Raw genomic sequence first — 21267 nt, 5'->3', positions numbered from 1 at the left:
GCGGCGGGAAAAAAAATCCCGGCCTGCGCCGGGCAAACGATACGCGATTCAGCGTATCGGAGCGTTCGGCCAATAGAACCGTATGAGCGGCAACGGCACGACGCTGTTGCTTGCAGAAACGCCGGCACAGCGGATGAGCTGTGCCGGCGTCGGGTGATGCCTGAATTGATGCCTGAAACTGAAGCCTGAAACTTAGACTGCCTTCTTGGCCGAGCGCGAAGCTTGTGCAGCGGCTTGCGAAGCTGCCTTCGAGGCGGCCGTTGCGGCTGCGTTGAAGTTGCTTTCTGCGATTTCAACAGCTTGCTTGGTTGCCTTGTGAACCGTTTCGTACGTGGTGTTGGCGGCGGTGATAGCCGACTTCAGCACGGCGACAGCAGTTTCCGAACCAGCCGGTGCGTTCTTTGCGACGTTTTCGACGAGCGATTGAACCTTCTTGTTCTGCTCTTCGAATTGCGCTTCTGCGACGCGGGTGAATTCACCTTGCGTTGCCGAAACGATTTCATAGACATGGCGGCCGTACGACAGGGCCTTTTCAGCCACCGGCTGTGCCAGGCTTGCTTGCAGTGCCAGCAGTTCTTGCGCGTCCTTCACCGACAGCGCGCGCTGGGCGTTTTCCTGGCTTTCCGCGAGCGTCGACTTCACGACTTGCAGGTTCAGTTCAACCAGTTTTTCCACGCCTTCAAATGCCTTGGTCGTCAGGCCGAACAGCGTTTCGAAGTTGGCTTTCTGGGCTGCGGCGAATTGCTCAGGGGTCAGCAGAGTCATGTTTTACGCTCCTGGGTAGCGGTCTGTCTGTGCGGACCGCGTTGGGTTGGTGGCGAGACACATTGGTGCATCTCCCCGGACTGCAATGTTTTGTGCATCGCAGCAATGGTTCCCATTTTAGGATGGCCTAACCGAATGTCAAGAACTTTTTGTGCGTCGCACAATGTTGATAAAATGCTGATAAAACAATACGTTATTCAGTACGCATGACATTCGTATGACGCAGGCTGAATTGGCTCTTGCGCCGTGCTGGTGCGCGGCAAAATCGACTTGACCGGCAGGCGGGTAGGGCGTTTTGACCGATCCTGGTGCGCGGGCGGCGCGGCTGGCCAGCATCTGGCAGCGGGTGGCAAGCCAGGATTTGCAGATTCATGTAAACCGGAAAGTGTCACGGAACGTTAACGCTTCATGCCGGTCGAATGCGCGTTGGCGATCTCAGCAGGTGTTTAACACCCTCGCGGCGTGATCCCGACTGCGCGCCTTGCACGAGCAAGCCCTTGGCCTGCCTGTGTGTTGACCGTATTTCCCCTGATCAAGGTTGTCTCGAAATTGCCGTTATGCTGGAAGAATCACCTCGAGATTCTGGCGTGTGGCGGCAAGGGCGGGACGAAGCACGCCAGCGATCGTTTTTTTCGATCGAGGCGGGGCACTGACTTGTGTTTTTGCGATCGGAGCTTACAAGCCGGTTTAAGGACCACGTATAAGTGCTTAAAATTGCTAATTTTTCGTTGTTTTACTACACTTGCGGAAACCTCTCGCCGCTCCTTACCGAACACACATGAAAACCGACATGTTTTCGTCGCTAAAAGTGATCCACGGCGCGGCCCGCAGCACCGCTCTGTCGGTGGCCGCCTCCATGGTCATCGCGGCGGCGTTCGCCGCGCCTGTGAGCACTTTTGCCGCCACGCCTGACGCGACTGCAACAACCACCAAACAGGCGAAAAAAACCAAGAAGCCGGCTGCTGCCACCGCCAAGGTGTCGAAGGCGAACAAAGGCGCGGCTGCCAAACCGGTAGCCGCCGCTGACGACGACGCGCCGCGCGCGAGCGTCAAGCGCAAGCGCGTCACGTACACGTCGAATGGCCGTCACCACACGGTGATGCGCCGCGTCGCCTACGAACCGCGCCAGCCGAGCGTCGGCCAGGCCTTTGGTCTGCACGACACGCCCGACGCGCTGATGCTGCGTTCGAGCGTCGCCTATGTGATCGATCAGAACACCGGTGAATCGCTGTTCGACAAGAATTCGCGCGCCGTGGTGCCGATCGCGTCGATCACCAAGCTGATGACGGCGATGGTGGTGCTCGATTCGAAAGAGCCGATGACGGACCAGATCGAAGTCACGGACGAAGACCGCGATTACGAAAAGAACACCGGCTCGCGTCTGTCGGTGGGCTCGGTGCTCTCGCGTGAAGACATGCTGCACATCGCACTGATGGCCTCGGAAAACCGCGCGGCCGCGTCGCTGTCGCGTTACTTCCCGGGCGGCCGTCCGGCGTTCCTCGCCGCCATGAATGCCAAGGCGAAGCAACTCGGCATGACCGACACGCACTTTGAAAACCCCACAGGTTTGACGAGCCAGAACGTGTCGAGCGCGCGCGACCTCGTGAAGATGGTCAATGCTGCGTATCAATATCCGGTGATCCGCAAGTTCTCGACCGATCATAGCTACGAGGTGTACACCGGCAAGCGCTCGCTGGCCTACAACAGCACGAATGCGCTGGTGCGCAACCCGACGTGGGATATCGGCCTGCAAAAGACCGGTTTCATCAACGAAGCGGGTGAGTGCCTCGTGATGCAGGCGACCATCCACGGCCGTCCGATGATCATGGTGCTGCTCGATTCGTCGGGCAAATATTCGCGTTTTGCCGACGCCACGCGTCTGCGCACGTGGCTTGATAACGGCGGCGACCAGCCGCGCATCACCAGCGCGGATGCCGGCGGCGCGGGCACCTGACGCATCCCGGTGGCCGGTTGCCTGACTGGCCAGCAAAACAAAAAGCCTCGCGGATGCGAGGCTTTTTGTCATTGAGCTGACGGTAGCGCCGGCTTACGCGTGATGATGGCCGTGAGCATGGTCCTGCGGCGAGGGCGGCCGATAGCCGAGCGACTCCGAGATCATCAGCGCCGTCTGGCTGAGCTGGCTGAGCCACGAGTCTTGCAGACGGTCCGCGGGCGCCGACAGCGATAGGCCGGCGACCAGCTTGCCGGTGTCGTCGTAGATGCCGGCGGCAATGCAGCGCACGCCCAGTTCCAGCTCCTCGTTGTCGCGCGCGCAGGCCTGCTGGCGTACATGCGAGAGTTCGCGTTCCAGTTTGCTCAGGTCGGTAATGCTGTTCTGCGTGTGGCCCGACAAGCCGGTGCGCGTGGCGTAGGCCCGTACGCGGGTCGATTCGTCGGCGGCGAGAAAGAGCTTGCCCACCGAGGTCAGATGCAGGGGAGCCCGTCCGCCGATGGCTCGCACCACCTGCATGCCGGAGCGCTCGGAATAAGCCCGTTCGATGTAGACGATTTCGTCGCCCTGACGCACCGAGAGGTTCACGGTCTGGCCCGTCTGCCGGTGCAATTCGCGCATCGGCGTGAGCGCCGCGTCGCGCACCGACAGGCGCGCCTTCACCAGATTGCCCAGTTCGAGCAGGCGCATGCCGAGACGGTAAGTGCCGGGGTCCGACCGGTCGACCAGCCGGCACATCACCATGTCGTTCAGGATGCGGTGCGCGGTGGAAGGGTGCAGTTCCGTGCGGATGGCAAGTTCTTTCAGGCTGACCGGGTCGCTATGTGCGGCGAGTGCATCGAGCAGGCGCATCATGCGTTCGATCACCTGGATCGACGTTTTGGGATCCGGGTTCGTATCGCTCATGGGAGGAATCGGTTGACGCGTCAAACAGCGGAAATTGATTGTATCTCGTATCGTGAAAAAAGCGAATGTGATTGGAAAGGCTATTCCAAATCAGGTGGTGCTCGTCCTATGCCTTCCGGCCGTTGGTATTGTGCGGCAAACAGCGGATAATCAGGGACGTTTTCCCGAAGGAGGGCTCATGCGAGTCGGATTGTTCGTTACGTGCCTGATCGACCTGATGCGTCCCGAAATCGGTTTTTCGGTCATCAAGCTGATCGAAGGAGCCGGTTTCGAAGTGGTTGTGCCGCCCGCCCAAACCTGCTGCGGGCAACCCGCTTACAACTCGGGGGAGCGCCGCATCGCGCGCGATCTGGCCGAGAAAACCCTGCGCGAATTCGAACAGTTCGATTACATCGTGGTGCCATCGGGCTCTTGCGGCGGCATGATCCGCGTGCATTACGGCGACCTCTTCGCCGACGATCCCGAACTGATGAACCGCTTCGGCCGGCTGCGCGCCAAAGTGTTCGAACTGACCGACTTCCTCGTGAACGTGGCCAAGGTGCAATTGCAGCCGGGCGAATTCACAGCGCCGGTGACCTACCACGATTCCTGCTCGGGGCTGCGTGAACTCGGCGTCAAGGAGCAGCCGCGCGCGTTGCTCGCGCAGGTGGGCGTCGCCGTGACTGAAATGAAGGGTTGCGAGCACTGCTGCGGCTTCGGCGGCACTTTCGCGGTCAAGTACAGCGATATCTCGACGGCAATCGTCGACGAAAAATGCGCGAACATCCAGGCAAGCGGCACCGGCGCGGTGGTGCTCGGCGACCTCGGGTGCATGCTCAATATTGAAGGCCGTTTGCGGCGTACCGGCGACCACACCACGCGGGTGCTGCACATTGCACAGGTGCTGGCCGGCGACGTCTGACGCCGCGCGTCGCGTTGCCGCCGTTTTCCGTTGTGTTCCGTTATGCGCGTTGCCGTTCGCGCGCTTTGCCCGAATCCGCACAAGGCCGCCATGCAAGTCCAATCGATGCAATTCAAGGCACGCGCCGGTCAGAAGCTCGCCGACCAGCGTCTGCAGCAGAACCTCACCAAGCTGTCGACCAAGTTCGTGTCGGCCCGCGCCACGGCTATGACCGCGATCGATTTTCCCGCTACCCGCGCGGCGCTGAAGGAGCGCCGCAATCGCGCGCTGGAGAATCTCGATGTGTGGCTGGAAACCTTCGAGCGCGAAGCGGCCCGGCGCGGCGTGACGGTGCTGTTTGCCGAGACGACTACTGAGGCCGCCCGGCTCGTCGGTGACATTGCGCGCCGGCACGAGGTGAAGAAGGTGATCAAGACCAAGTCGATGGTCACCGAGGAAATGCGCCTGAACGAGGTGCTCGGGCAAATGGGCGTGCAGTCGATCGAGACCGATCTGGGCGAGTACATCCTGCAGATCAACGACAACGAGCCGCCGAGCCACATCATTGCGCCGGTGGTTCATAAGGATAAGGACGAAATCGCCGACCTGTTCGCGAAAACGCATGGTCGGCCGCGCCTGACCGAGATCACCGACATGACGCGGGAAGCGCGCGAGATGCTGCGCCCGCACTTCATGACGGCGGATATGGGCGTGACTGGCGGCAACTTCGTGGTGGCGGAGACCGGTTCGGTCGTGCTGGTCACCAACGAGGGCAACGAGGGCATGTGCACCGTGATGCCGCGCGTGCACGTGGCCGTCACCGGTATCGAGAAAGTGTTGCCCACGCTGGAAGATCTGGCCACGGCAATGCGTTTGTTGCCGCGTTCCGCGACCGGGCAGGCCACGTCGAACTATTTTTCGGTGCTGACCGGGCCGCGCGGCGAGCAGGATCAGGACGGTCCCGAGCATATGTATGTGGTGCTCGTCGACGGGGGGCGTACCGGGCTGATCGGCGGCGATTTTCAGGAGATGCTGAGATGCATCCGTTGCGGCGCGTGCATGAATCATTGCCCGGTGTATCAGAAGGTGGGCGGCCACGCGTACGGCTGGGTCTATCCGGGTCCGATGGGTTCGGTGCTGACGCCGAGCTATGTCGGGCTCGACAAGGCGCTCGATTTGCCACAGGCCGCGACGCTGTGCGGTGAATGCAACAGCGTGTGTCCGGTCGGCATTCCGTTATCCGATCTGTTGCGCAAGCTGCGCGAGAAACAGGTGGAGCGGCATCTGCGGCCCTGGAAGGAGCGTCTGGGACTCGCGGTATGGGGCTTTCTGGCGCTGCATCCGGATGCGTATGCGCTCGTCACCAAGCTTGCCGTACGGGTGCTGGAGCGCATGGGCGGTCGGAATCGTTCGATTGCCCGGCTGCCGTTGGGTGGAGCGGGCTGGACGGGGACGCGCGATATGCCGGCCCCGGTCGGCCGCACGTTCAGGGAGCTATACGCAGCGCAACGCAGCCATATCGGCTAAGCAGGCGGCGGCCGCGGTTCTCGCGCGGCCCGCGCCTCTCCGGGTCAATGTTCCGTCGGACTGCCCGACGGACGGCTAGTCCAGTTTCCCCTCTGCGAGCCATTGTTGCCGTTGCCATTGCCGCGGTTACCTCCATTGCCTGCCTGTTGTGGCGGAGGCGGAGGCGGCGGGTTGCCCGCTCCCGGGCGCGGCGCACTCGATCCGCTCGGCCCGCGCGGGCCGCTCACCGCGCTTTGCGGTTGCGGCGGCGGCCCGCCGTGCCAGTTGCCGTTCCCATTGTTCGGGTGGCCCCTGTCCGGGTAGCCGTCATAGCCCCTCGGCCCGTAGTAACCTCCCGGCCCGTTGTAGTAGCCCGGGCCGTAGTAATTGCCATAGCCCATATAGACGTTGGTTTGCGGCACGACCGGCACGCCGGTGGCGTAACCGTCGTAGTCTTGATAGCCGCTGTAGCCGCCGCCGTTACCGTACATCGGCGTGCCGTCCGGGTACACCGCGCAGCCGCTGAGCAGGGCGGCAACGGCAAGGCTGGCGAGGGGCGCGAAGCATTTCATGAGATCGACCAGTGCGAAATGTATGTCGGTGAGACCGCTATTATCGCCGTCCGTCGCGTGAGCTTTGTATGTGTTTGTAAGGATTTCTTTTTCGTGCCACGACGTGCTTCGGCAAGCACTCCGCGTCGTGCGCCTCCACGCGATTAATTGACTGTTCCATTCGGAGCAACGATGTATCTCGCGCCAGTGGGTTTTTCCTGATTGCGTATTTCTATAGCATTTCAACTGGTCATAGTGAGTTGCTAGCTCACAGACTCCTAATCGGAAGAAATGCCATCATGAGAAAGAAAATATCGGTGTACTGGCCCCTTGCCATTGTTGTGCCGCTTGCCGCGGCTGCGTTCCTGCATCTGTGCGGCGATGCCGCTTCGCGCCCCCCGCAGACTCCGCTCGCCGCTGATCAGCTGACGGCTGAACTCGCTCGCGCCGTCTCGTACGGCATGATCGACGAAAGCTCGGCGCTGCCGGCCAAGCCCATGCGGTCCCCGAAGGCGATGCCCCTTGCGGATGCGTCGGCGGTGAGTAGTTGATTCTGCAGCAGGGCGTAGCGATGGCGGCCGGTGTCGGCCGACGTTATGCCCTTGGGCCGCGCCGCCGCGCGCCGGCCCGGCGTCCGGCGAGATTTTGACGAGCTTTGTATAATCGCGGCACCCGTTTGCTAACCGTTGACCCATGCGTCTAACGCGCCTGAAAAGCCTCTGATGAAAACCGTGTCGATCTGCTTTGTCTGCCTCGGGAACATCTGCCGTTCACCGACGGCGGAAGGCGTGATGCGCCAACTGGTCGGCGAGGCGAAGCTTGCAGAGCGCATCCTGGTCGATTCGGCCGGGACGGGCGACTGGCATATCGGCGAACCACCCGACGAGCGTGCGCAACAGGCAGCCGCCCGAAGGGGTTTTGACCTGGCCGCCTTGCGCGGCCGCCAGATCGCCGCGGCGGATTTCGAGCGCTTCGATCTGCTGATTGCGATGGACGACAAAAACGTCGCCGGGCTGCGCCAGGTTTGCCCACCCGCGCAGCGCGACAAGATCAGGCTGCTGATGGAATTCGTCCCGGAATCGGACAGCCGCTGGGGCGGCGCCCGCGAAGTCGCCGATCCGTATTTCGGCGGCGCTGAAGGTTTCGAGCAGGTGCTGGATCAGTGTGAAGCCGCTTGCCGCGGACTGATTGCGGCCCTGCGTCCCCAGTTGCTCGCGTAGGGCCGGCGAGCGCGCGCCGCCCTTGTCTCGGAATTAAGCAAATAACCCAAATTTCAATATGGATACTTGACTAAATCGCTCATGTATTTATACTTGACCAAACTTGTCGAGAATAGCGGTTCCCACACCATATGAGACTCACCACGAAAGGCCGTTTCGCCGTCACGGCGATGATTGACCTGGCGCTGCGCCAGGAGCAGGGCCCGGTGACGCTTGCGGGTATCAGCCAGCGCCAGCACATTTCCCTGTCGTACCTCGAGCAGCTGTTTGGCAAGCTGCGCCGTCATGAAATCGTCGAGTCCGTGCGCGGACCGGGCGGCGGCTACAATCTCGCCCGCCGCGCCGAAGACGTGACGGTGGCGGACATCATCATCGCTGTCGACGAGCCGCTCGATGCCACCCAATGCGGCGGCAAGGGCTCGTGCGAGGGCACCAAACAGCACGACGGTCATTGCATGACCCACGAACTGTGGTCCACGCTGAACCAGAAAATGGTCGAGTATCTCGACTCGGTCTCGCTGAAGGATCTGGTCGATCAGCAGCGCTCGCGCGAAGGCGCGCCGGCGGTGTTGCGCGACCGGCGCAGCGAGGCGCCGGCGGTCGAGCCCGTCCGCGTGGCGCCGAAAGGACCCAATTCCGTTTTCAACATGGCCGGTTCCTGAGGCGCGGCAGCGAGCATTCACCGCAGCCTCATCAGGAAACCAGAAGCCAGAGCACATGACGTCCCCGGAGCAATTGATGAACAACGACTCTCTCCATCTGCCCATCTACATGGACTACAGCGCGACGACCCCGGTCGACCCGCGCGTGGTGGACAAGATGATTCCGTACCTGCGTGAGCAGTTCGGCAACCCCGCATCGCGCAGCCACTCGTATGGCTGGGACGCGGAGCGTGCGGTCGAGGAAGCGCGCGAGAACGTCGCCGCGCTGGTGAACGCCGACCCGCGCGAAATCATCTGGACCTCGGGCGCAACGGAGTCGGACAACTTGGCCATCAAGGGTGCCGCGCACTTCTACAAGAGCAAGGGCAAGCACGTCATCACGGTGAAGACCGAGCACAAGGCCGTGCTCGACACCTGCCGCGAACTCGAGCGCGAAGGCTTCGACGTGACCTATCTGGACGTCAAGGACGACGGCCTGATCGACCTCGAGGCCTTCAAGGCGGCGCTGCGCCCGGACACGATTCTGGTGTCGGTCATGTCGGTGAATAACGAAATCGGCGTGATTCAGGACATCGAGGCAATCGGCGAGATCACCCGTGAAAAGGGCATCATTTTCCACGTCGACGCCGCGCAAGCCACCGGCAAGATCGAAATCGACCTGCAGAAGCTGAAGGTCGACCTGATGTCGTTCTCGGCGCACAAGACGTACGGCCCGAAGGGCATCGGCGCGCTGTACGTGCGCCGCAAGCCGCGTATCCGCATCGAAGCGCAGATGCACGGCGGCGGTCACGAGCGCGGCATGCGTTCGGGCACGCTGGCTACGCACCAGATCGTCGGCATGGGTGAAGCGTTCCGTATCGCACGTGAGGAAATGGCGACGGAAAACGAGCGCATCCGCATGCTGCGCGATCGTCTGCTGCGCGGCCTGTCGGAAATCGAAGAAGTGTATGTGAACGGCGACATGGAAAAACGTGTGCCGCACAACCTGAACATCAGCTTCAATTTCGTCGAAGGCGAATCGCTGATCATGGCGGTGAAGGATGTGGCGGTGTCGTCGGGCTCGGCCTGCACGTCGGCGTCGCTGGAGCCGTCCTATGTGCTGCGCGCGCTGGGCCGTAACGACGAGCTCGCGCACAGCTCGATCCGCTTCACGGTGGGCCGCTTTACCACCGAGCAGGATGTCGACTATGTGATCAACCTGCTGAAGACCAAGATTTCCAAGCTGCGCGATCTGTCGCCGCTATGGGAAATGCACAAGGACGGGATCGATATTTCGACCATCCAGTGGGCAGCGCACTGACGCGCCGTAGTTTGGACGGCGTCGAATTCATCGAATCAGCAGGTTGAAACGAATCAAGGAGTGTCATCATGGCTTATAGCGAAAAGGTTCTGGACCATTACGAAAACCCGCGCAACGTCGGTTCCTTCGAGAAGGACGACGACGCTGTCGGTACCGGCATGGTCGGCGCGCCGGCATGCGGCGACGTGATGAAGCTGCAGATCCGCGTGGGCGCGGACGGCATCATCGAAGACGCGAAGTTCAAGACGTACGGCTGCGGTTCGGCCATTGCGTCGAGCTCGCTCGTTACCGAGTGGGTGAAGGGCAAGACGCTCGATCAGGCCATGTCGATCAAGAACACCCAGATCGCCGAAGAACTGGCGCTGCCGCCGGTGAAGATCCACTGCTCGATCCTCGCGGAAGACGCGATCAAGGCAGCGGTCGCCGACTACAAGCAACGTCACGGCGAAGCGGTTGAAGGCAGCAAGCAACACGCGTAAGCGGCGGTTGCAGCGCGGTTTTAGGTGAATGAGAAACGCTATGGCAATTACGTTGACCGAAAAGGCAGCACAGCACGTCCAGAAGTACCTGACCCGTCGCGGTAAAGGCGTCGGATTGCGCGTCGGCGTGCGCACCACCGGCTGCTCCGGCCTGGCTTACAAGCTCGAGTATGTGGACGAACTCGCCCCCGAAGACGAAGTGTTCGAATGCAACGGCGTGAAGGTCATTGTCGACCCGAAGAGCCTCGCGTATATCGACGGCACCGAACTCGACTTCGCACGTGAAGGGTTGAACGAAGGCTTCAAGTTCAACAACCCGAACGTGAAGGACGAGTGCGGTTGCGGCGAGTCGTTCCGCGTCTGATTCCGGACGTTTCCGCGTGCAGCGGATCAAAGGCGGCGCGGGCCGCCTTTTTAGTTTCATCCGCGCATTCGCCTCTGCCGCTCTGCTGAGCCGCGTTTTTAGACTGCACTCCGGTGCGCTTTTCTGAACGGACTTCTTCTATCCGATGGCCTCGCTGAACGACAGCCACTTCGACCTGTTCCATCTTCCGGCGCAATTCGCGCTCGACGCAGAAGCGCTCGATCACGCTTACCGCACGGTGCAGGCGCAAGTGCATCCGGACCGCTTCGCGGCGGCCGGCGATGCGCAAAAGCGCATCGCGATGCAATGGGCGACGCGCACCAACGAGGCGTATCAGACACTGCGCGATCCGTTGAAGCGCGCCACGTATCTGCTGCATCTGCGCGGTATCGACATTGGCACGCACGACAACACGGCGATGGAACCGGCGTTCCTCATGCAGCAGATGGAGTGGCGCGAAGGCGTCGAAGACGCGGCCGCGGCGAAAAACGTCGACGCGCTCGACGCCTTGCTCATTGAATTGCGCGACGAAGAGCGCATGCGCTTCGACAAGCTTGGCGCCTTGCTCGACAGCGGCGCGAATCAGGCCGCGGGCGAGGCGGTGCGGCAGTTGATGTTCATCGAGCGGGTGGCATCGGAAATCGGCACGCAGATCGAGCGGCTCGAACCGTAGCGGCTTGAAACCTGGCGGGCCGCTCTGCGTCGCCGGCGCGAGCGCAGCAGCCGCCGCCAGATAAAGCAGAACAGCCGTAGCATTACATCCAGCAACGCGAAAATTCAGGACGGGGTCTCGCGGCCCCGAGAAGATCCAGATGGCCCTACTGCAAATCTCCGAACCCGGCATGGCGCCGGCGCCCCATCAGCGGCGTCTGGCGGTCGGTATCGATCTCGGCACCACCAATTCCCTCGTTGCCGCTGTGCGCAGCGGTGTGCCCGACGTATTGCCCGACGCGGACGGCCATGCGCTGCTGCCGTCGGTGGTGCGTTATCTGGAGCAGGGCGGCCGCCGCATCGGCCGTAAGGCCAAGGCGGAAGCGGCGAGCGATCCGCGCAACACCATCGTCTCGGTCAAGCGTTTCATGGGCCGTGGCAAGGCGGAAGTGGAGGGCGCCGAAAACGCGCCGTACGATTTCGTCGACGCACCCGGCATGGTGCAGATCCGCACCATCGACGGCGTGAAAAGCCCGGTCGAAGTGTCGGCCGAAATTCTCGCGACGCTGCGCCAGCGCGCCGAAGACACGCTCGGCGACGAGCTGGTCGGCGCGGTCATCACGGTGCCGGCCTACTTCGACGAAGCCCAGCGCCAGGCCACCAAAGACGCCGCGCGTCTGGCCGGGCTGAACGTGCTGCGTCTGTTGAACGAGCCGACCGCGGCCGCGATCGCCTACGGTCTCGACAACGGCTCCGAGGGGCTGTACGCGGTGTACGACCTCGGTGGCGGCACCTTCGATCTGTCGATTCTCAAGCTCACCAAGGGCGTGTTCGAAGTGCTCGCGGCGGGCGGCGATTCCGCGCTCGGCGGCGACGATTTCGACCACGCGCTGTATCGCCACGTGCTGGAGCAGGCGGGCATCGCGCCGCAGACGCTCGCGCCGGAAGACGTGCGCCTGCTGCTGGACAGCGTGCGCGTGACCAAGGAGGCGTTGTCGGACGCGCCGGATGCGAAGGTGCAGGCAACCCTCTCGAACGGCGCTCAGATCGATCTGACGATCGCTGAGGCCACTTTCGAGGCGATCACCGAGGCGCTGGTGCAGCGCACGCTCGGCCCGACGAAAAAGGCCCTGCGCGACGCCCGCGTCACGACCAAAGAGATCAAGGGCGTGGTGCTGGTCGGCGGCGCGACGCGCATGCCGGTGATCCGCCGTGCGGTCGAGTCGTTCTTCGGCCAGCCGCCGCTGATCAATCTCGATCCGGATCAGGTCGTCGCGCTCGGCGCGGCGATTCAGGCCGATCTGCTCGCGGGCAACCGCGGCGCGGATGGCGACGACTGGCTCCTGCTCGACGTGATTCCGCTGTCGCTCGGCGTGGAAACCATGGGCGGCCTGACCGAGAAGATCATTCCGCGCAATTCGACGATTCCGGTCGCGCGCGGGCAGGATTTCACGACCTTCAAGGACGGCCAGACGGCCATGGCGATCCATGTCGTGCAAGGCGAGCGCGAGCTCGTCAGCGACTGCCGCTCGCTCGCGCGTTTCGAGCTGCGCGGCATTCCGCCGATGGCCGCCGGCGCGGCGCGTATTCGCGTGACCTATCAGGTGGACGCGGACGGCCTGCTGTCCGTGTTCGCGCGCGAACAGGGCTCGGGCGTCGAAGCGTCGGTGGTGGTCAAGCCGTCGTACGGCCTCGCCGACGACGACATCGCCAGAATGCTCGAAGAAAGCTTCTCGACGGCTGAAGTCGACATGCGGGCGCGCGCGCTGCGCGAAGCGCAAGTCGAAGCGCGCCGTCTCGCGGAAGCGACCGACGCGGCGCTCGCCGCCGACGCCGAGCTGCTCGACGAGAACGAGCGCGCCGAACTCGACGCGCTGCTCGTCGTGTTGCGCAATGTCGAGCAAAGCGAGGACGTCGACGCGATCGAGGCCGCTACCAAAAAGCTCGCCGAAGGCACCGACGAATTCGCCGCTCGCCGCATGAACAAGGGCATTCGCCGCGCACTCGCAGGGCGCAAGCTCGACGAGATCTGAGGCGCGTTCAGAGCCTCACGGCGGTGGAAGGCGGGCCGCCAGGATCGCCCGCCGTCGAAAAGCCGAACCGCGCCGCGTGGACTTAAAAAGTCCGCGCGGCGCCAGTAAAATGGTACGGAGCCTGTTTGCGGCCGCCGTGCCGCAGACCCAAACGGAAAATGTATGCCTCAAATCGTTGTGCTGCCTCACGTCGAACTGTGCCCGGAAGGCGCGGTCATCGATGCCGTGCCCGGCAAGAGCATTTGCGACAGCCTGCTCGAGCACGGCATTGAAATCGAGCACGCGTGCGAGAAGTCCTGCGCGTGCACGACCTGTCACGTGATCGTGCGTGAGGGTTTCGCCGCCTTGACGCCCTCCGAGGAAGACGAGGACGATCTGTTGGACAAGGCGTGGGGCCTCGAGCCGGCTTCGCGCCTGTCATGCCAGGCCATCGTGCCGGCCGAGCAGGATCTGGTTGTCGAAATCCCTCGCTACTCGATCAATCACGCGAAGGAAAATCACTAACAGGAGGATGCAGCCATGAAGTGGACCGATACGCAAGACATCGCGATGGCCCTGACTGACAAGCACCAGGACATCGATCCGCAACAGGTGCGCTTCACCGACTTGCACCGCTGGGTCACCGAACTGGAGGGATTCGACGACGATCCTAACCGGTCGAACGAAAAGATCCTCGAGGCGATTCAGGCTGCATGGATTGAAGACGCGGATTACTGAGCGCGTTGTTGTGACGTAGTTCGATGTTGCCGGGGTGTGCGAGTGACAAACGCTCCGGCAGCGGCAAACAAAAAGGCGATTCCACTGGAATCGCCTTTTTTACGCCCGCGGAAAACAGCGGTCTCGCGAAGAGGAACTTAGCCCGCCGCCACCAGCGTGCCGTTCTCGACACGCACGCGCTGGCCTTGCGCGAACGGCGGCGCGTCGTGGTAGGTGAAGTAGCGCGTCTTGCCGCTTTCCATCCGCACGCGGACCGAATAAGACGTGGTGCTGCGGATGTGTTTTTCCACCGAATTGCCGGCGAAGCCGCCGCCCAGCGCGCCGAGCACCGTCATCGCGGTACGGCCGTTGCCGCTGCCGAACTGATTGCCCACCACACCGCCGGCCAATGCGCCGCCGACTGCGCCGATACCCGTGCCATGGCCTTCCTGACGCACGGTCGAGATGGCTTCCACCGTGCCGCACGTCGAACAGTAGGCGGGCTGTGCCGGCTGTTGCTGAGCGTAGTTCGGTGCAGGCTGGGCTGCTTGCTGCTGCGCGTATTGCGGTTGTTGCTGCGGTTGTTGCGTCGGCACGCGCTGCTGCTGTTCAGCCTGCTGTTGCGCGGCCTGTTGCTGTGCGGCTTGCTGCTGCGCAGCCTGTTGCGCAGACGGGCCGGCCGGCGTCGCCGAGTCGACGACGCCCGACGGGGTGCTTTGCGTGGAAACTTGCGCCGCTTGCGTCTGACTGTTTTGCGCGTCGGTGCTGGACGCCTTCGGGAACAGGCCCGTAACAGCCGCTGTGGCCGCCAGGCTGGCGATGATCACGGCACCGGCGGCAGTCGCGACGAGCGGGTGAATCCGGCGCGGTTGCGCGGGCGGCGTGGATTGCGTAGTGGGTTGTGTGTTGGGGTTGTCCATATTGGCCTCCGTCTTTGGCAGAGTCGACTTTTAGTGACTTTTACAGAAACACAGTGTCGGACAAATCAATTCCGTGAGGGTTTCAATTTGTAACGATTTGCCGGCAATCATCGCGATGACTTCGCGTCGAAGTTCCCGCCGGGCGGCGGGGCGCCGCTTGCCTGCAAGCGCTCGTGCGATGAACATTGACCGTCCAATGGTCGCATGGCGTGCAGCTTTTACCGATGGTTACAAACCGTCAGCTGGGCGCAACACGCTTTTTCGCGCGCCACGAGTGAAAACGCCCGGCATCGAGCCGGGCGTTTGGGGGTGTACAACTCGTTTGATGCGAGTCGCGTAACGATCAGTCTTCGCGGCGCAGATGCGGGAACAGAATCACGTCGCGAATGCTCGGGCTGTCGGTCAGCATCATCACCAGACGGTCGATGCCGATACCGCAACCGCCGGCCGGCGGCATGCCGTATTCCAGCGCGCGAATGTAGTCCGCGTCGTAGAACATTGCTTCTTCGTCGCCGGCGTCTTTCTGGTCGACCTGCTTTTTGAAGCGGGCCGCCTGGTCCTCCGGATCGTTCAGCTCCGAGAAGCCGTTGGCGATCTCACGACCCGTGATGAACAGCTCGAAACGCTCCGTGATGCCGTCGAATTTGTCCGACGCGCGCGCGAGCGGCGACACTTCGATCGGGTAGTCGATGATGTAGGTCGGCTCCCACAGTTGCGACTCGGCGGTTTCCTCGAACAGCGCCAGTTGCAGCGAACCGACACCGGCATTCAGGAATTGCGGCTGCGACGCGTCCACGCCGAACTTCTTCAGTTCGGTGCGCAGGAACGCGCTGTCGGCGAGCTGTTCGTTCGTGTACTGCGGCGCGTACTTCTGGATTGCCTGGGTGATCGTGAGGCGGTGGAACGGCTTGGCCAGATCGAGCTCACGGCCCTGATAGGTGATCGTGGCGGTGCCCAGCGCGTCGATCGCGGCCTGGCGGATCAGCTGCTCGGTGAAGTCCATCACCCACCTGTAATCGGTGTACGCCGCGTAGAACTCGATCATCGTGAATTCCGGATTGTGGCGCACCGAGACGCCCTCATTGCGGAAGTTACGGTTGATCTCGAACACGCGCTCGAAGCCGCCCACCACCAGCCGCTTCAGATACAGCTCCGGCGCGATGCGCAGGAACATCTGCATGTCGAGCGCGTTGTGGTGCGTGGTGAACGGCTTGGCCGCCGCGCCGCCCGGAATCGGGTGCAGCATCGGCGTTTCGACTTCCATGAAGTCGGCGTTCGCCATGAAATTGCGGACCGACGCGATCGCCTTGGTGCGCGCGAGGAAGGTCTTGCGCGTTTCCGGCGTGACGATCAGATCGACATAACGCTGGCGGTACTTCATTTCCTGGTCGGCCAAGCCGTGGAACTTGTCCGGCAGCGGACGCAGCGACTTCGACAGCAGGCGCAATTCGGTGCAGCGCACCGACAGCTCACCCTTGTTGGTGCGGAACAGCACGCCGCGTGCCGCGACGATGTCGCCCATGTCCCACTTCTTGAAGGCGTCGTACGTTTCCTGGCCGACGTCAGCGGGCGTGATGAAAAACTGGATCTGACCCGAGCCGTCGCGCACGGTCGCAAAGCTCGCCTTGCCCATCACGCGCTTGAGCATCATGCGGCCGGCGAGGGCGACTTCGAGCGGATTCGCCTCGAGCGCTTCCTTGTCGGCATGCTCGTACTGGGCTTGCAGATCTTCGGCGTGGTGCGTGGGGCGGAAGTCGTTCGGGTAGGCGACGCCTTGTTCACGCAACTCGCGCAGCTTTTCGCGGCGCTCGGCCATGATCTTGTTGTCGTCGCCTTCGGGCACGGCATTAGGCTGGGTCGATTCGGTCATGATGATTTGGTATTCGGTGGCCCGCGCGGGAGCGGCTCGCATGCGGGTAGCCAGTCAGTAAAAACCTCAGGCGGATAAAAAGAGGCGGCGCGGCGCGGCGCGGCGGTGCGGGCCGCGCCAGTTGCGCTCGCGTTGGCGTTACACGCCTTGCTTCAGGCTCGCGCTGATGAACGGATCGAGGTCGCCGTCGAGCACGCTCTTGGTGTTGCTGATTTCAACGTTGGTGCGCAGATCCTTGATACGGCTATTGTCCAGCACGTATGAGCGAATCTGATGACCCCAGCCCACATCGGTCTTGCCGGCTTCGAGCTTGTCCTGCTCTTCCTGACGCTTGCGGATTTCCGCTTCGTACAGGCGCGATTTCAGCATGGCCATGGCTTCGGCGCGGTTGCGGTGCTGTGAACGGTCGTTCTGGCACTGCACGACGATGCCCGACGGCATGTGCGTGATACGCACCGCGGAGTCGGTCTTGTTGATGTGCTGACCGCCCGCGCCGGACGCGCGGTACGTGTCGATCCGCAGATCGGCCGGGTTGATGTCCACTTCGATCGAGTCGTCGATTTCCGGGTACACGAACACCGACGAGAACGACGTATGACGGCCGCCCGACGAGTCGAACGGCGACTTGCGCACGAGGCGGTGCACGCCGGTTTCGGTGCGCAGGAAGCCGTACGCGTATTCGCCTTCGATCTTGATCGTGGCGTTCTTGATGCCGGCCACGTCGCCGTCGGTCTGTTCCAGCACTTCGGTCTTGAAGCCCTTGCGCTCGCAGTAGCGCAGATACTGGCGCAGCAGCATGGACGCCCAGTCGCACGCCTCGGTGCCGCCCGCGCCGGCCTGGATGTCCAAGAAGGCGTTGTTCGGGTCGGCCGGGTTGGCGAACATGCGGCGGAATTCCATGTCGGCGACGCGCTGTTCGATGCCTTGTGCGTCGGATTCGCAGGCGAGGAGGGTGTCCTCGTCGTCTTCCTCGCGGGCCATGTCGAACAGGTCCTGCGCGTCGCGCAGGTCGTTATCGAGCGACGTGAGCTTGCCGACGGTGTCGTCGAGCAGCTTCTTTTCCCGGCCGAGGGCCTGGGCGTGCTTCGAGTCGTTCCAGACATCCGGGTCTTCGAGTTCCCGGTTGACTTCGATCAGGCGCAGTGACTTGTCGTCGTAGTCAAAGATACCCCCGTAGCGAGTCCGCGCGAGAGCGCAGGTCCGCCAGTGAGGCTTCGATCGCGTTGAGACGTTCCGCTTCCATGTCGATCTTTTATAGCTTGGTGAAAAGGGGAAATTATAGCCGATCGACGCGCCGCGCCGGAGGCTCTTGAGCGATCCGGCGCGTGTTTGCGGTTGATTTTGCGGAGATTTTTCGAGGTTTCCGGCGAGATGGAGCCTTGCATGGAGCCTCCCATGGCGCCTCTCTCCGGTGCGCCGCTTCAGTTCACCGCTTCAGCTTGCCGCGTGCTCGACGATCAGTTGCACGCGCGACACGCCGTTCCACGTATCGCTCGCCAGCCGGTAGCTGACGGTGGTGCGCGCGGGCAGGGTGTCGGTGTGATTGAACCAGATCGCGTTGAAGCGCTGGCGGCCGCGCACCAGTTGCAGCTTCAGATGCTTGTCCTTCACGAGCGCCTGTGATGCGATCTCGAACTCGCCCGAAAACACCGGCGCCGGGAAGCCCTGGCCCCACACGGCGGCGTCGAGCATTTCGACGAATTGCGGCGTGAAGTAGGCGTCTTCGAGTTCGCCGTCGGTTTCCACCGTGCGCGAGAGCGCCTCTTCGGACAGCCATTCGCGGCCGACCGCTTCGAACGCGGCGGTGAAGCGCGGCACATCGGCGGTGGCGAGCGTGAGGCCCGCGGCCATCGCGTGACCGCCGAATTTGGCGATCAGCCCCGGTTCGCGTTTCGAGATCAGGTCGAGCGCGTCGCGCAGATGGAAGCCCGCGATCGAACGGCCCGAGCCTTTGACGGTCTGGCCGCTGTCATCGGCGAGCGCGAAGGTGAACGAGGGCCGGTGGAATTTTTCCTTCAGCCGTCCGGCGACAATACCGATCACGCCCTGATGCCAGCCCGGATTGAACAGCGTGATGGTGGTCGCGCCCGCCGGGTCGATGGCCGAGAGGTCGTCGAGCGCCTGCTGCTGCATGCCGGCTTCGATTTCGCGGCGTTCGCGGTTCATCGTGTCGAGCTGTTGCGCGAGCTCCCACGCGCGGCCGATGTCGTCGGTGGTCAGGCACTCGATGCCGAGCGACATGTCCGACAGGCGGCCCGCCGCATTCAGGCGCGGCCCGAGCGCGAAGCCGAGATCGAAGCCCGACGCGCTGCGGGCGTCGCGCGCGGCGCCGCGAAAGAGGGCGGCGATGCCCGGCTGCATCTTGCCTTTGCGGATGCGCTGCAGGCCCTGCGCGACCAGCACGCGATTGTTGCCGTCGAGCTTGACTACGTCGGCGACGGTGCCGAGCGCGACCAGGTCGAGCAGGCCGTCGAGGCGCGGTTCGGGAAGGCTGTCGTTAAACGCGCCACGGCTGCGCAATTCCGCGCGCAACGCGAGCAGTACGTAAAACATCACGCCGACGCCCGCGATGCACTTGCTCGGAAACGTGCAGCCCGGCTGGTTCGGATTGACGATCGCGCGGGCGGCCGGCAGTTCGTCGCCGGGCAGGTGGTGATCGGTGACCAGCACGTCGATGCCGAGCGCGTTGGCGGCGGCCACGCCATCCACGCTGGCGATGCCGTTGTCGACCGTGATCAGCAGATCCGGCTGGCCTGACGCATTGCGTGCGGCCAGCGCGACGATTTCGGGCGTGAGGCCGTAGCCGTACTCGAAGCGGTTCGGCACCAGATAGTCGATCTGGCCGCCGAGCATGCGCAGGCCGCGCACGGCGACCGCGCAGGCGGTGGCGCCGTCGCAATCGTAGTCGGCGACCACCAGCATGCGGCGCCGGTTCTGGATCGCGTCGGCGAGCAGGGCGGCGGCTTCTTCGCAGCCCTTGAGCGCGGCGGGCGGCACGAGCCGCGCAAGGCCGGTTTCGATCTCGTCGGGCAGGCACACGCCACGCGAGGCGTAAAGACGCGCGAGCACCGGGTGCAGGCCGTGACGGGTGAGGACTTCGGCGTCGACAGGAGAGCAGGCGCGCGTAACGATTCGAGTCATTCGGAAAGGCCGTGGATCATTCGATGAGTTATTCGATGGGTCATTTGATAAGTCATTCGATAAACAGCGAGGCGAGCACCCGCCGCCGCCAGAATTTGCGCAGGTCGCCGCGCGTGACCGTGAGCGTCACCGAGCCGGTGTCGCCACACAGGGTCAGGGCGAGTTCGCCGAGCAGGCCGGATTGCAGCGCGGCGAGCGCGGGTTCGAACCAGTCGGTCTGCAAGGCGGCGAAAGCGTCGTTCCAACGCGCCCAGTCCTGTTCGATGTAGGGCGCGGAGAACGGGTCGAGTTCGACCAGCGTGGCGCCGGCTGGCCCGTTGGCGCTGTCGCTGCCTGCCAGCGCGGACAGCGCGGCGAACGAAGCCGGCGGCGCGCCAGCCGGCACGCCAGCCGTGATGGCAAGGCCACGCGTGGCCGCCGCATCGGAGAGCACGCGGGCGAACGGGCTGCGCACAGGCTGCGCCGCGCCTTGCGCGTGAAACCAGATCGAGTTGACGGCCGGCAGGCCGCGTGCCTCGCGCGCTTCGTTCACAGGATGCTCGAACCACGCCATCTGCACTTCGTTTTGCAGCTTCATCCAGGCGCGCGACCGCTCGCCGGAATGCGCCTCGTGCGGCAGCCAGATTTCGATATTGCGGCCGCTCGCGCGCAACGGCGACGCCCCGGCCAGCGTGCCGAAGCCGTCGCCGGAGAGATACCAACGCGTGGGCCGCGGCGCTTCGATGCGCACGCCGAGTTCCTCGATCAGCGGCCGGGCGACCGCGAGCAGCGCGCCGGCGTCCTCATCGGAGAGTTCGGGCGAGGCCGGATCGATCAGCACCAGGTGGTCGTGCGCGATGCGCACGTGCACCGGCTGCACGCAGGCCCACGTTGCGTTGCCGGGTTCGCCGCCGTCGGCGCGCAGCATGTACGGCGCGAGCGGCGCTTCGTCGGCGGCGGCTGCACCGGCTGCACCGGTCACAGCGGCCGGCAGCGCGCCGAACTGGCGCGTCACCCAGCGCTCGTGCGGCAGCGTGCGCTGGAAATCCTCGCCGATTACGCGTTCCACGAGCGTTGCGCGCGCGATCAGCCGGTCGAGGGCCGGACTCTGGATAGCGTGAAGGGCGGTGGAAGCGTCCGCTGCGGCGGGCAGCGCGAAAGGCAGGAGCAGATGGAGACGGTTGGCGAGCATGATGCTGCGCATTGTATGGCAAACTTCGCGCTTGATGACTGGTGGCAGCGGCAGTGCGCGGCTTCTGACAGGCTTTGGAGCGGGGTGGCGCGCGCATTGCTGCGGCACGGCACGTCGGACCGGAACCATCCGCGCCGCAAAACACACCAATCATCACGCTCGGGCCGCACGGCAGGCGCTTCACGCCGTCGTGCGCGGCAC

General features: G+C 63.5%; 21 protein-coding genes. 13 read left to right on the top strand and 8 right to left on the bottom strand.

Annotated elements, in window-relative coordinates:
- Positions 1-192: 192 nt before the first annotated feature.
- Positions 193-765: a phasin family protein gene (locus A6V37_RS25940; RefSeq protein WP_064268956.1), complete on the bottom strand. Its 573-nt coding sequence runs from the start codon at positions 763-765 to the stop codon at positions 193-195.
- A gap of 778 nt (positions 766-1543) precedes the next feature.
- Between A6V37_RS25940 and pbpG the strand changes: the two genes are divergently transcribed.
- Complete coding sequence (gene pbpG, locus A6V37_RS25935) at positions 1544-2719, top strand: D-alanyl-D-alanine endopeptidase (RefSeq protein WP_064286457.1); 1176 nt, start codon at positions 1544-1546, stop codon at positions 2717-2719.
- Between the two features lie 93 nt (positions 2720-2812).
- Here pbpG and A6V37_RS25930 read toward each other — a convergent pair whose 3' ends face one another.
- Positions 2813-3622, bottom strand: a complete 810-nt coding sequence (locus tag A6V37_RS25930) for an IclR family transcriptional regulator (protein WP_064268958.1) — start codon at positions 3620-3622, stop codon at positions 2813-2815.
- Positions 3623-3800: 178 nt separating this feature from the next.
- Between A6V37_RS25930 and A6V37_RS25925 the strand changes: the two genes are divergently transcribed.
- On the top strand, positions 3801-4523 hold the full coding sequence (locus A6V37_RS25925) for a (Fe-S)-binding protein (protein ID WP_064268959.1): 723 nt from the start codon (positions 3801-3803) through the stop codon (positions 4521-4523).
- Between the two features lie 90 nt (positions 4524-4613).
- Positions 4614-6029, top strand: coding sequence for a lactate utilization protein B (locus tag A6V37_RS25920; protein WP_064268996.1), 1416 nt, complete (start codon positions 4614-4616; stop codon positions 6027-6029).
- Between the two features lie 44 nt (positions 6030-6073).
- On the opposite strand, the gene A6V37_RS25915 is transcribed toward A6V37_RS25920, so the two are convergent.
- Positions 6074-6580: a hypothetical protein gene (locus A6V37_RS25915; protein ID WP_064268960.1), complete on the bottom strand. Its 507-nt coding sequence runs from the start codon at positions 6578-6580 to the stop codon at positions 6074-6076.
- A 278-nt stretch (positions 6581-6858) separates the two neighbouring features.
- On the opposite strand from A6V37_RS25915, the gene A6V37_RS25910 reads away from it, so the two are divergent.
- The 10 genes from A6V37_RS25910 (at position 6859) to iscX (ending at position 13985) form a co-directional block, all read left to right on the top strand.
- Positions 6859-7110, top strand: coding sequence for a hypothetical protein (locus tag A6V37_RS25910; protein ID WP_064268961.1), 252 nt, complete (start codon positions 6859-6861; stop codon positions 7108-7110).
- 171 nt (positions 7111-7281) lie between these two features.
- A complete protein-coding gene (locus A6V37_RS25905) occupies positions 7282-7779 on the top strand; it encodes a low molecular weight protein-tyrosine-phosphatase (protein WP_064268962.1) in 498 nt (165 codons plus the stop codon).
- A 131-nt stretch (positions 7780-7910) separates the two neighbouring features.
- Complete coding sequence (gene iscR, locus A6V37_RS25900) at positions 7911-8441, top strand: Fe-S cluster assembly transcriptional regulator IscR (RefSeq protein ID WP_006051269.1); 531 nt, start codon at positions 7911-7913, stop codon at positions 8439-8441.
- Positions 8442-8517: 76 nt separating this feature from the next.
- Positions 8518-9741: an IscS subfamily cysteine desulfurase gene (locus A6V37_RS25895; RefSeq protein ID WP_064286456.1), complete on the top strand. Its 1224-nt coding sequence runs from the start codon at positions 8518-8520 to the stop codon at positions 9739-9741.
- Positions 9742-9809: 68 nt separating this feature from the next.
- Entirely contained in the window at positions 9810-10220 is a 411-nt protein-coding gene (gene iscU / locus A6V37_RS25890; RefSeq protein ID WP_064286455.1) for a Fe-S cluster assembly scaffold IscU, read from the top strand.
- 40 nt (positions 10221-10260) lie between these two features.
- Positions 10261-10584: an iron-sulfur cluster assembly protein IscA gene (gene iscA / locus A6V37_RS25885; protein ID WP_064268965.1), complete on the top strand. Its 324-nt coding sequence runs from the start codon at positions 10261-10263 to the stop codon at positions 10582-10584.
- A gap of 145 nt (positions 10585-10729) precedes the next feature.
- Positions 10730-11257: a Fe-S protein assembly co-chaperone HscB gene (hscB, locus tag A6V37_RS25880; protein ID WP_064268966.1), complete on the top strand. Its 528-nt coding sequence runs from the start codon at positions 10730-10732 to the stop codon at positions 11255-11257.
- Between the two features lie 139 nt (positions 11258-11396).
- Positions 11397-13268 (top strand): Fe-S protein assembly chaperone HscA, encoded by a 1872-nt coding sequence (gene hscA / locus A6V37_RS25875; RefSeq protein WP_064268967.1) that lies wholly within the window; start codon positions 11397-11399, stop codon positions 13266-13268.
- A 162-nt stretch (positions 13269-13430) separates the two neighbouring features.
- Positions 13431-13772 (top strand): ISC system 2Fe-2S type ferredoxin, encoded by a 342-nt coding sequence (gene fdx, locus A6V37_RS25870; RefSeq protein ID WP_064268968.1) that lies wholly within the window; start codon positions 13431-13433, stop codon positions 13770-13772.
- Between the two features lie 15 nt (positions 13773-13787).
- Positions 13788-13985, top strand: a complete 198-nt coding sequence (gene iscX, locus A6V37_RS25865) for a Fe-S cluster assembly protein IscX (RefSeq protein WP_007181290.1) — start codon at positions 13788-13790, stop codon at positions 13983-13985.
- A gap of 137 nt (positions 13986-14122) precedes the next feature.
- Here the strand turns inward: iscX and A6V37_RS25860 are convergent, their stop codons facing one another.
- The 5 genes from A6V37_RS25860 to A6V37_RS25835 all read right to left on the bottom strand — a co-directional run bounded on the left by A6V37_RS25860 (position 14123) and on the right by A6V37_RS25835 (position 21078).
- Positions 14123-14884 (bottom strand): glycine zipper 2TM domain-containing protein, encoded by a 762-nt coding sequence (locus A6V37_RS25860; RefSeq protein WP_064286454.1) that lies wholly within the window; start codon positions 14882-14884, stop codon positions 14123-14125.
- Positions 14885-15227: 343 nt separating this feature from the next.
- On the bottom strand, positions 15228-16754 hold the full coding sequence (lysS, locus tag A6V37_RS25855; RefSeq protein ID WP_064268997.1) for a lysine--tRNA ligase: 1527 nt from the start codon (positions 16752-16754) through the stop codon (positions 15228-15230).
- A gap of 138 nt (positions 16755-16892) precedes the next feature.
- Positions 16893-17997, bottom strand: a protein-coding gene (prfB, locus tag A6V37_RS25850; RefSeq protein ID WP_100249404.1) for a peptide chain release factor 2 whose coding sequence is annotated in 2 segments (ribosomal slippage) — positions 16893-17915 and positions 17917-17997 — 1104 coding nt in all. Because the reading frame shifts where the segments join, the coding sequence is not laid out codon by codon here.
- Between the two features lie 191 nt (positions 17998-18188).
- Positions 18189-19895, bottom strand: a complete 1707-nt coding sequence (gene recJ / locus A6V37_RS25840) for a single-stranded-DNA-specific exonuclease RecJ (RefSeq protein ID WP_064286453.1) — start codon at positions 19893-19895, stop codon at positions 18189-18191.
- Positions 19896-19947: 52 nt separating this feature from the next.
- Positions 19948-21078, bottom strand: a complete 1131-nt coding sequence (locus tag A6V37_RS25835) for a hypothetical protein (protein WP_064286452.1) — start codon at positions 21076-21078, stop codon at positions 19948-19950.
- Positions 21079-21267 lie beyond the last annotated feature (189 nt).

Origin of the sequence: Paraburkholderia ginsengiterrae (assembly GCF_001645125.1) — a bacterium.
Taxonomy (GTDB): domain Bacteria; phylum Pseudomonadota; class Gammaproteobacteria; order Burkholderiales; family Burkholderiaceae; genus Paraburkholderia; species Paraburkholderia ginsengiterrae.
The sequence above is the reverse complement of the archived record's forward strand: the minus strand, read 5'-3'. Positions and strand labels throughout refer to the sequence as shown.

Excerpts from the sequence above, each read along its gene's own strand:
- A6V37_RS25940 (WP_064268956.1), bottom strand. The coding sequence starts at position 765 with ATGACTCTGCTGACCCCTGAGCAATTCGCCGCAGCCCAGAAAGCCAAC.
- pbpG (WP_064286457.1), top strand. The coding sequence starts at position 1,544 with ATGAAAACCGACATGTTTTCGTCGCTAAAAGTGATCCACGGCGCGGCC.
- A6V37_RS25930 (WP_064268958.1), bottom strand. The coding sequence starts at position 3,622 with ATGAGCGATACGAACCCGGATCCCAAAACGTCGATCCAGGTGATCGAA.
- A6V37_RS25925 (WP_064268959.1), top strand. The coding sequence starts at position 3,801 with ATGCGAGTCGGATTGTTCGTTACGTGCCTGATCGACCTGATGCGTCCC.
- A6V37_RS25920 (WP_064268996.1), top strand. The coding sequence starts at position 4,614 with ATGCAAGTCCAATCGATGCAATTCAAGGCACGCGCCGGTCAGAAGCTC.
- A6V37_RS25915 (WP_064268960.1), bottom strand. The coding sequence starts at position 6,580 with ATGAAATGCTTCGCGCCCCTCGCCAGCCTTGCCGTTGCCGCCCTGCTC.
- A6V37_RS25910 (WP_064268961.1), top strand. The coding sequence starts at position 6,859 with ATGAGAAAGAAAATATCGGTGTACTGGCCCCTTGCCATTGTTGTGCCG.
- A6V37_RS25905 (WP_064268962.1), top strand. The coding sequence starts at position 7,282 with ATGAAAACCGTGTCGATCTGCTTTGTCTGCCTCGGGAACATCTGCCGT.
- iscR (WP_006051269.1), top strand. The coding sequence starts at position 7,911 with ATGAGACTCACCACGAAAGGCCGTTTCGCCGTCACGGCGATGATTGAC.
- A6V37_RS25895 (WP_064286456.1), top strand. The coding sequence starts at position 8,518 with ATGAACAACGACTCTCTCCATCTGCCCATCTACATGGACTACAGCGCG.
- iscU (WP_064286455.1), top strand. The coding sequence starts at position 9,810 with ATGGCTTATAGCGAAAAGGTTCTGGACCATTACGAAAACCCGCGCAAC.
- iscA (WP_064268965.1), top strand. The coding sequence starts at position 10,261 with ATGGCAATTACGTTGACCGAAAAGGCAGCACAGCACGTCCAGAAGTAC.
- hscB (WP_064268966.1), top strand. The coding sequence starts at position 10,730 with ATGGCCTCGCTGAACGACAGCCACTTCGACCTGTTCCATCTTCCGGCG.
- hscA (WP_064268967.1), top strand. The coding sequence starts at position 11,397 with ATGGCCCTACTGCAAATCTCCGAACCCGGCATGGCGCCGGCGCCCCAT.
- fdx (WP_064268968.1), top strand. The coding sequence starts at position 13,431 with ATGCCTCAAATCGTTGTGCTGCCTCACGTCGAACTGTGCCCGGAAGGC.
- iscX (WP_007181290.1), top strand. The coding sequence starts at position 13,788 with ATGAAGTGGACCGATACGCAAGACATCGCGATGGCCCTGACTGACAAG.
- A6V37_RS25860 (WP_064286454.1), bottom strand. The coding sequence starts at position 14,884 with ATGGACAACCCCAACACACAACCCACTACGCAATCCACGCCGCCCGCG.
- lysS (WP_064268997.1), bottom strand. The coding sequence starts at position 16,754 with ATGACCGAATCGACCCAGCCTAATGCCGTGCCCGAAGGCGACGACAAC.
- recJ (WP_064286453.1), bottom strand. The coding sequence starts at position 19,895 with ATGACTCGAATCGTTACGCGCGCCTGCTCTCCTGTCGACGCCGAAGTC.
- A6V37_RS25835 (WP_064286452.1), bottom strand. The coding sequence starts at position 21,078 with ATGCGCAGCATCATGCTCGCCAACCGTCTCCATCTGCTCCTGCCTTTC.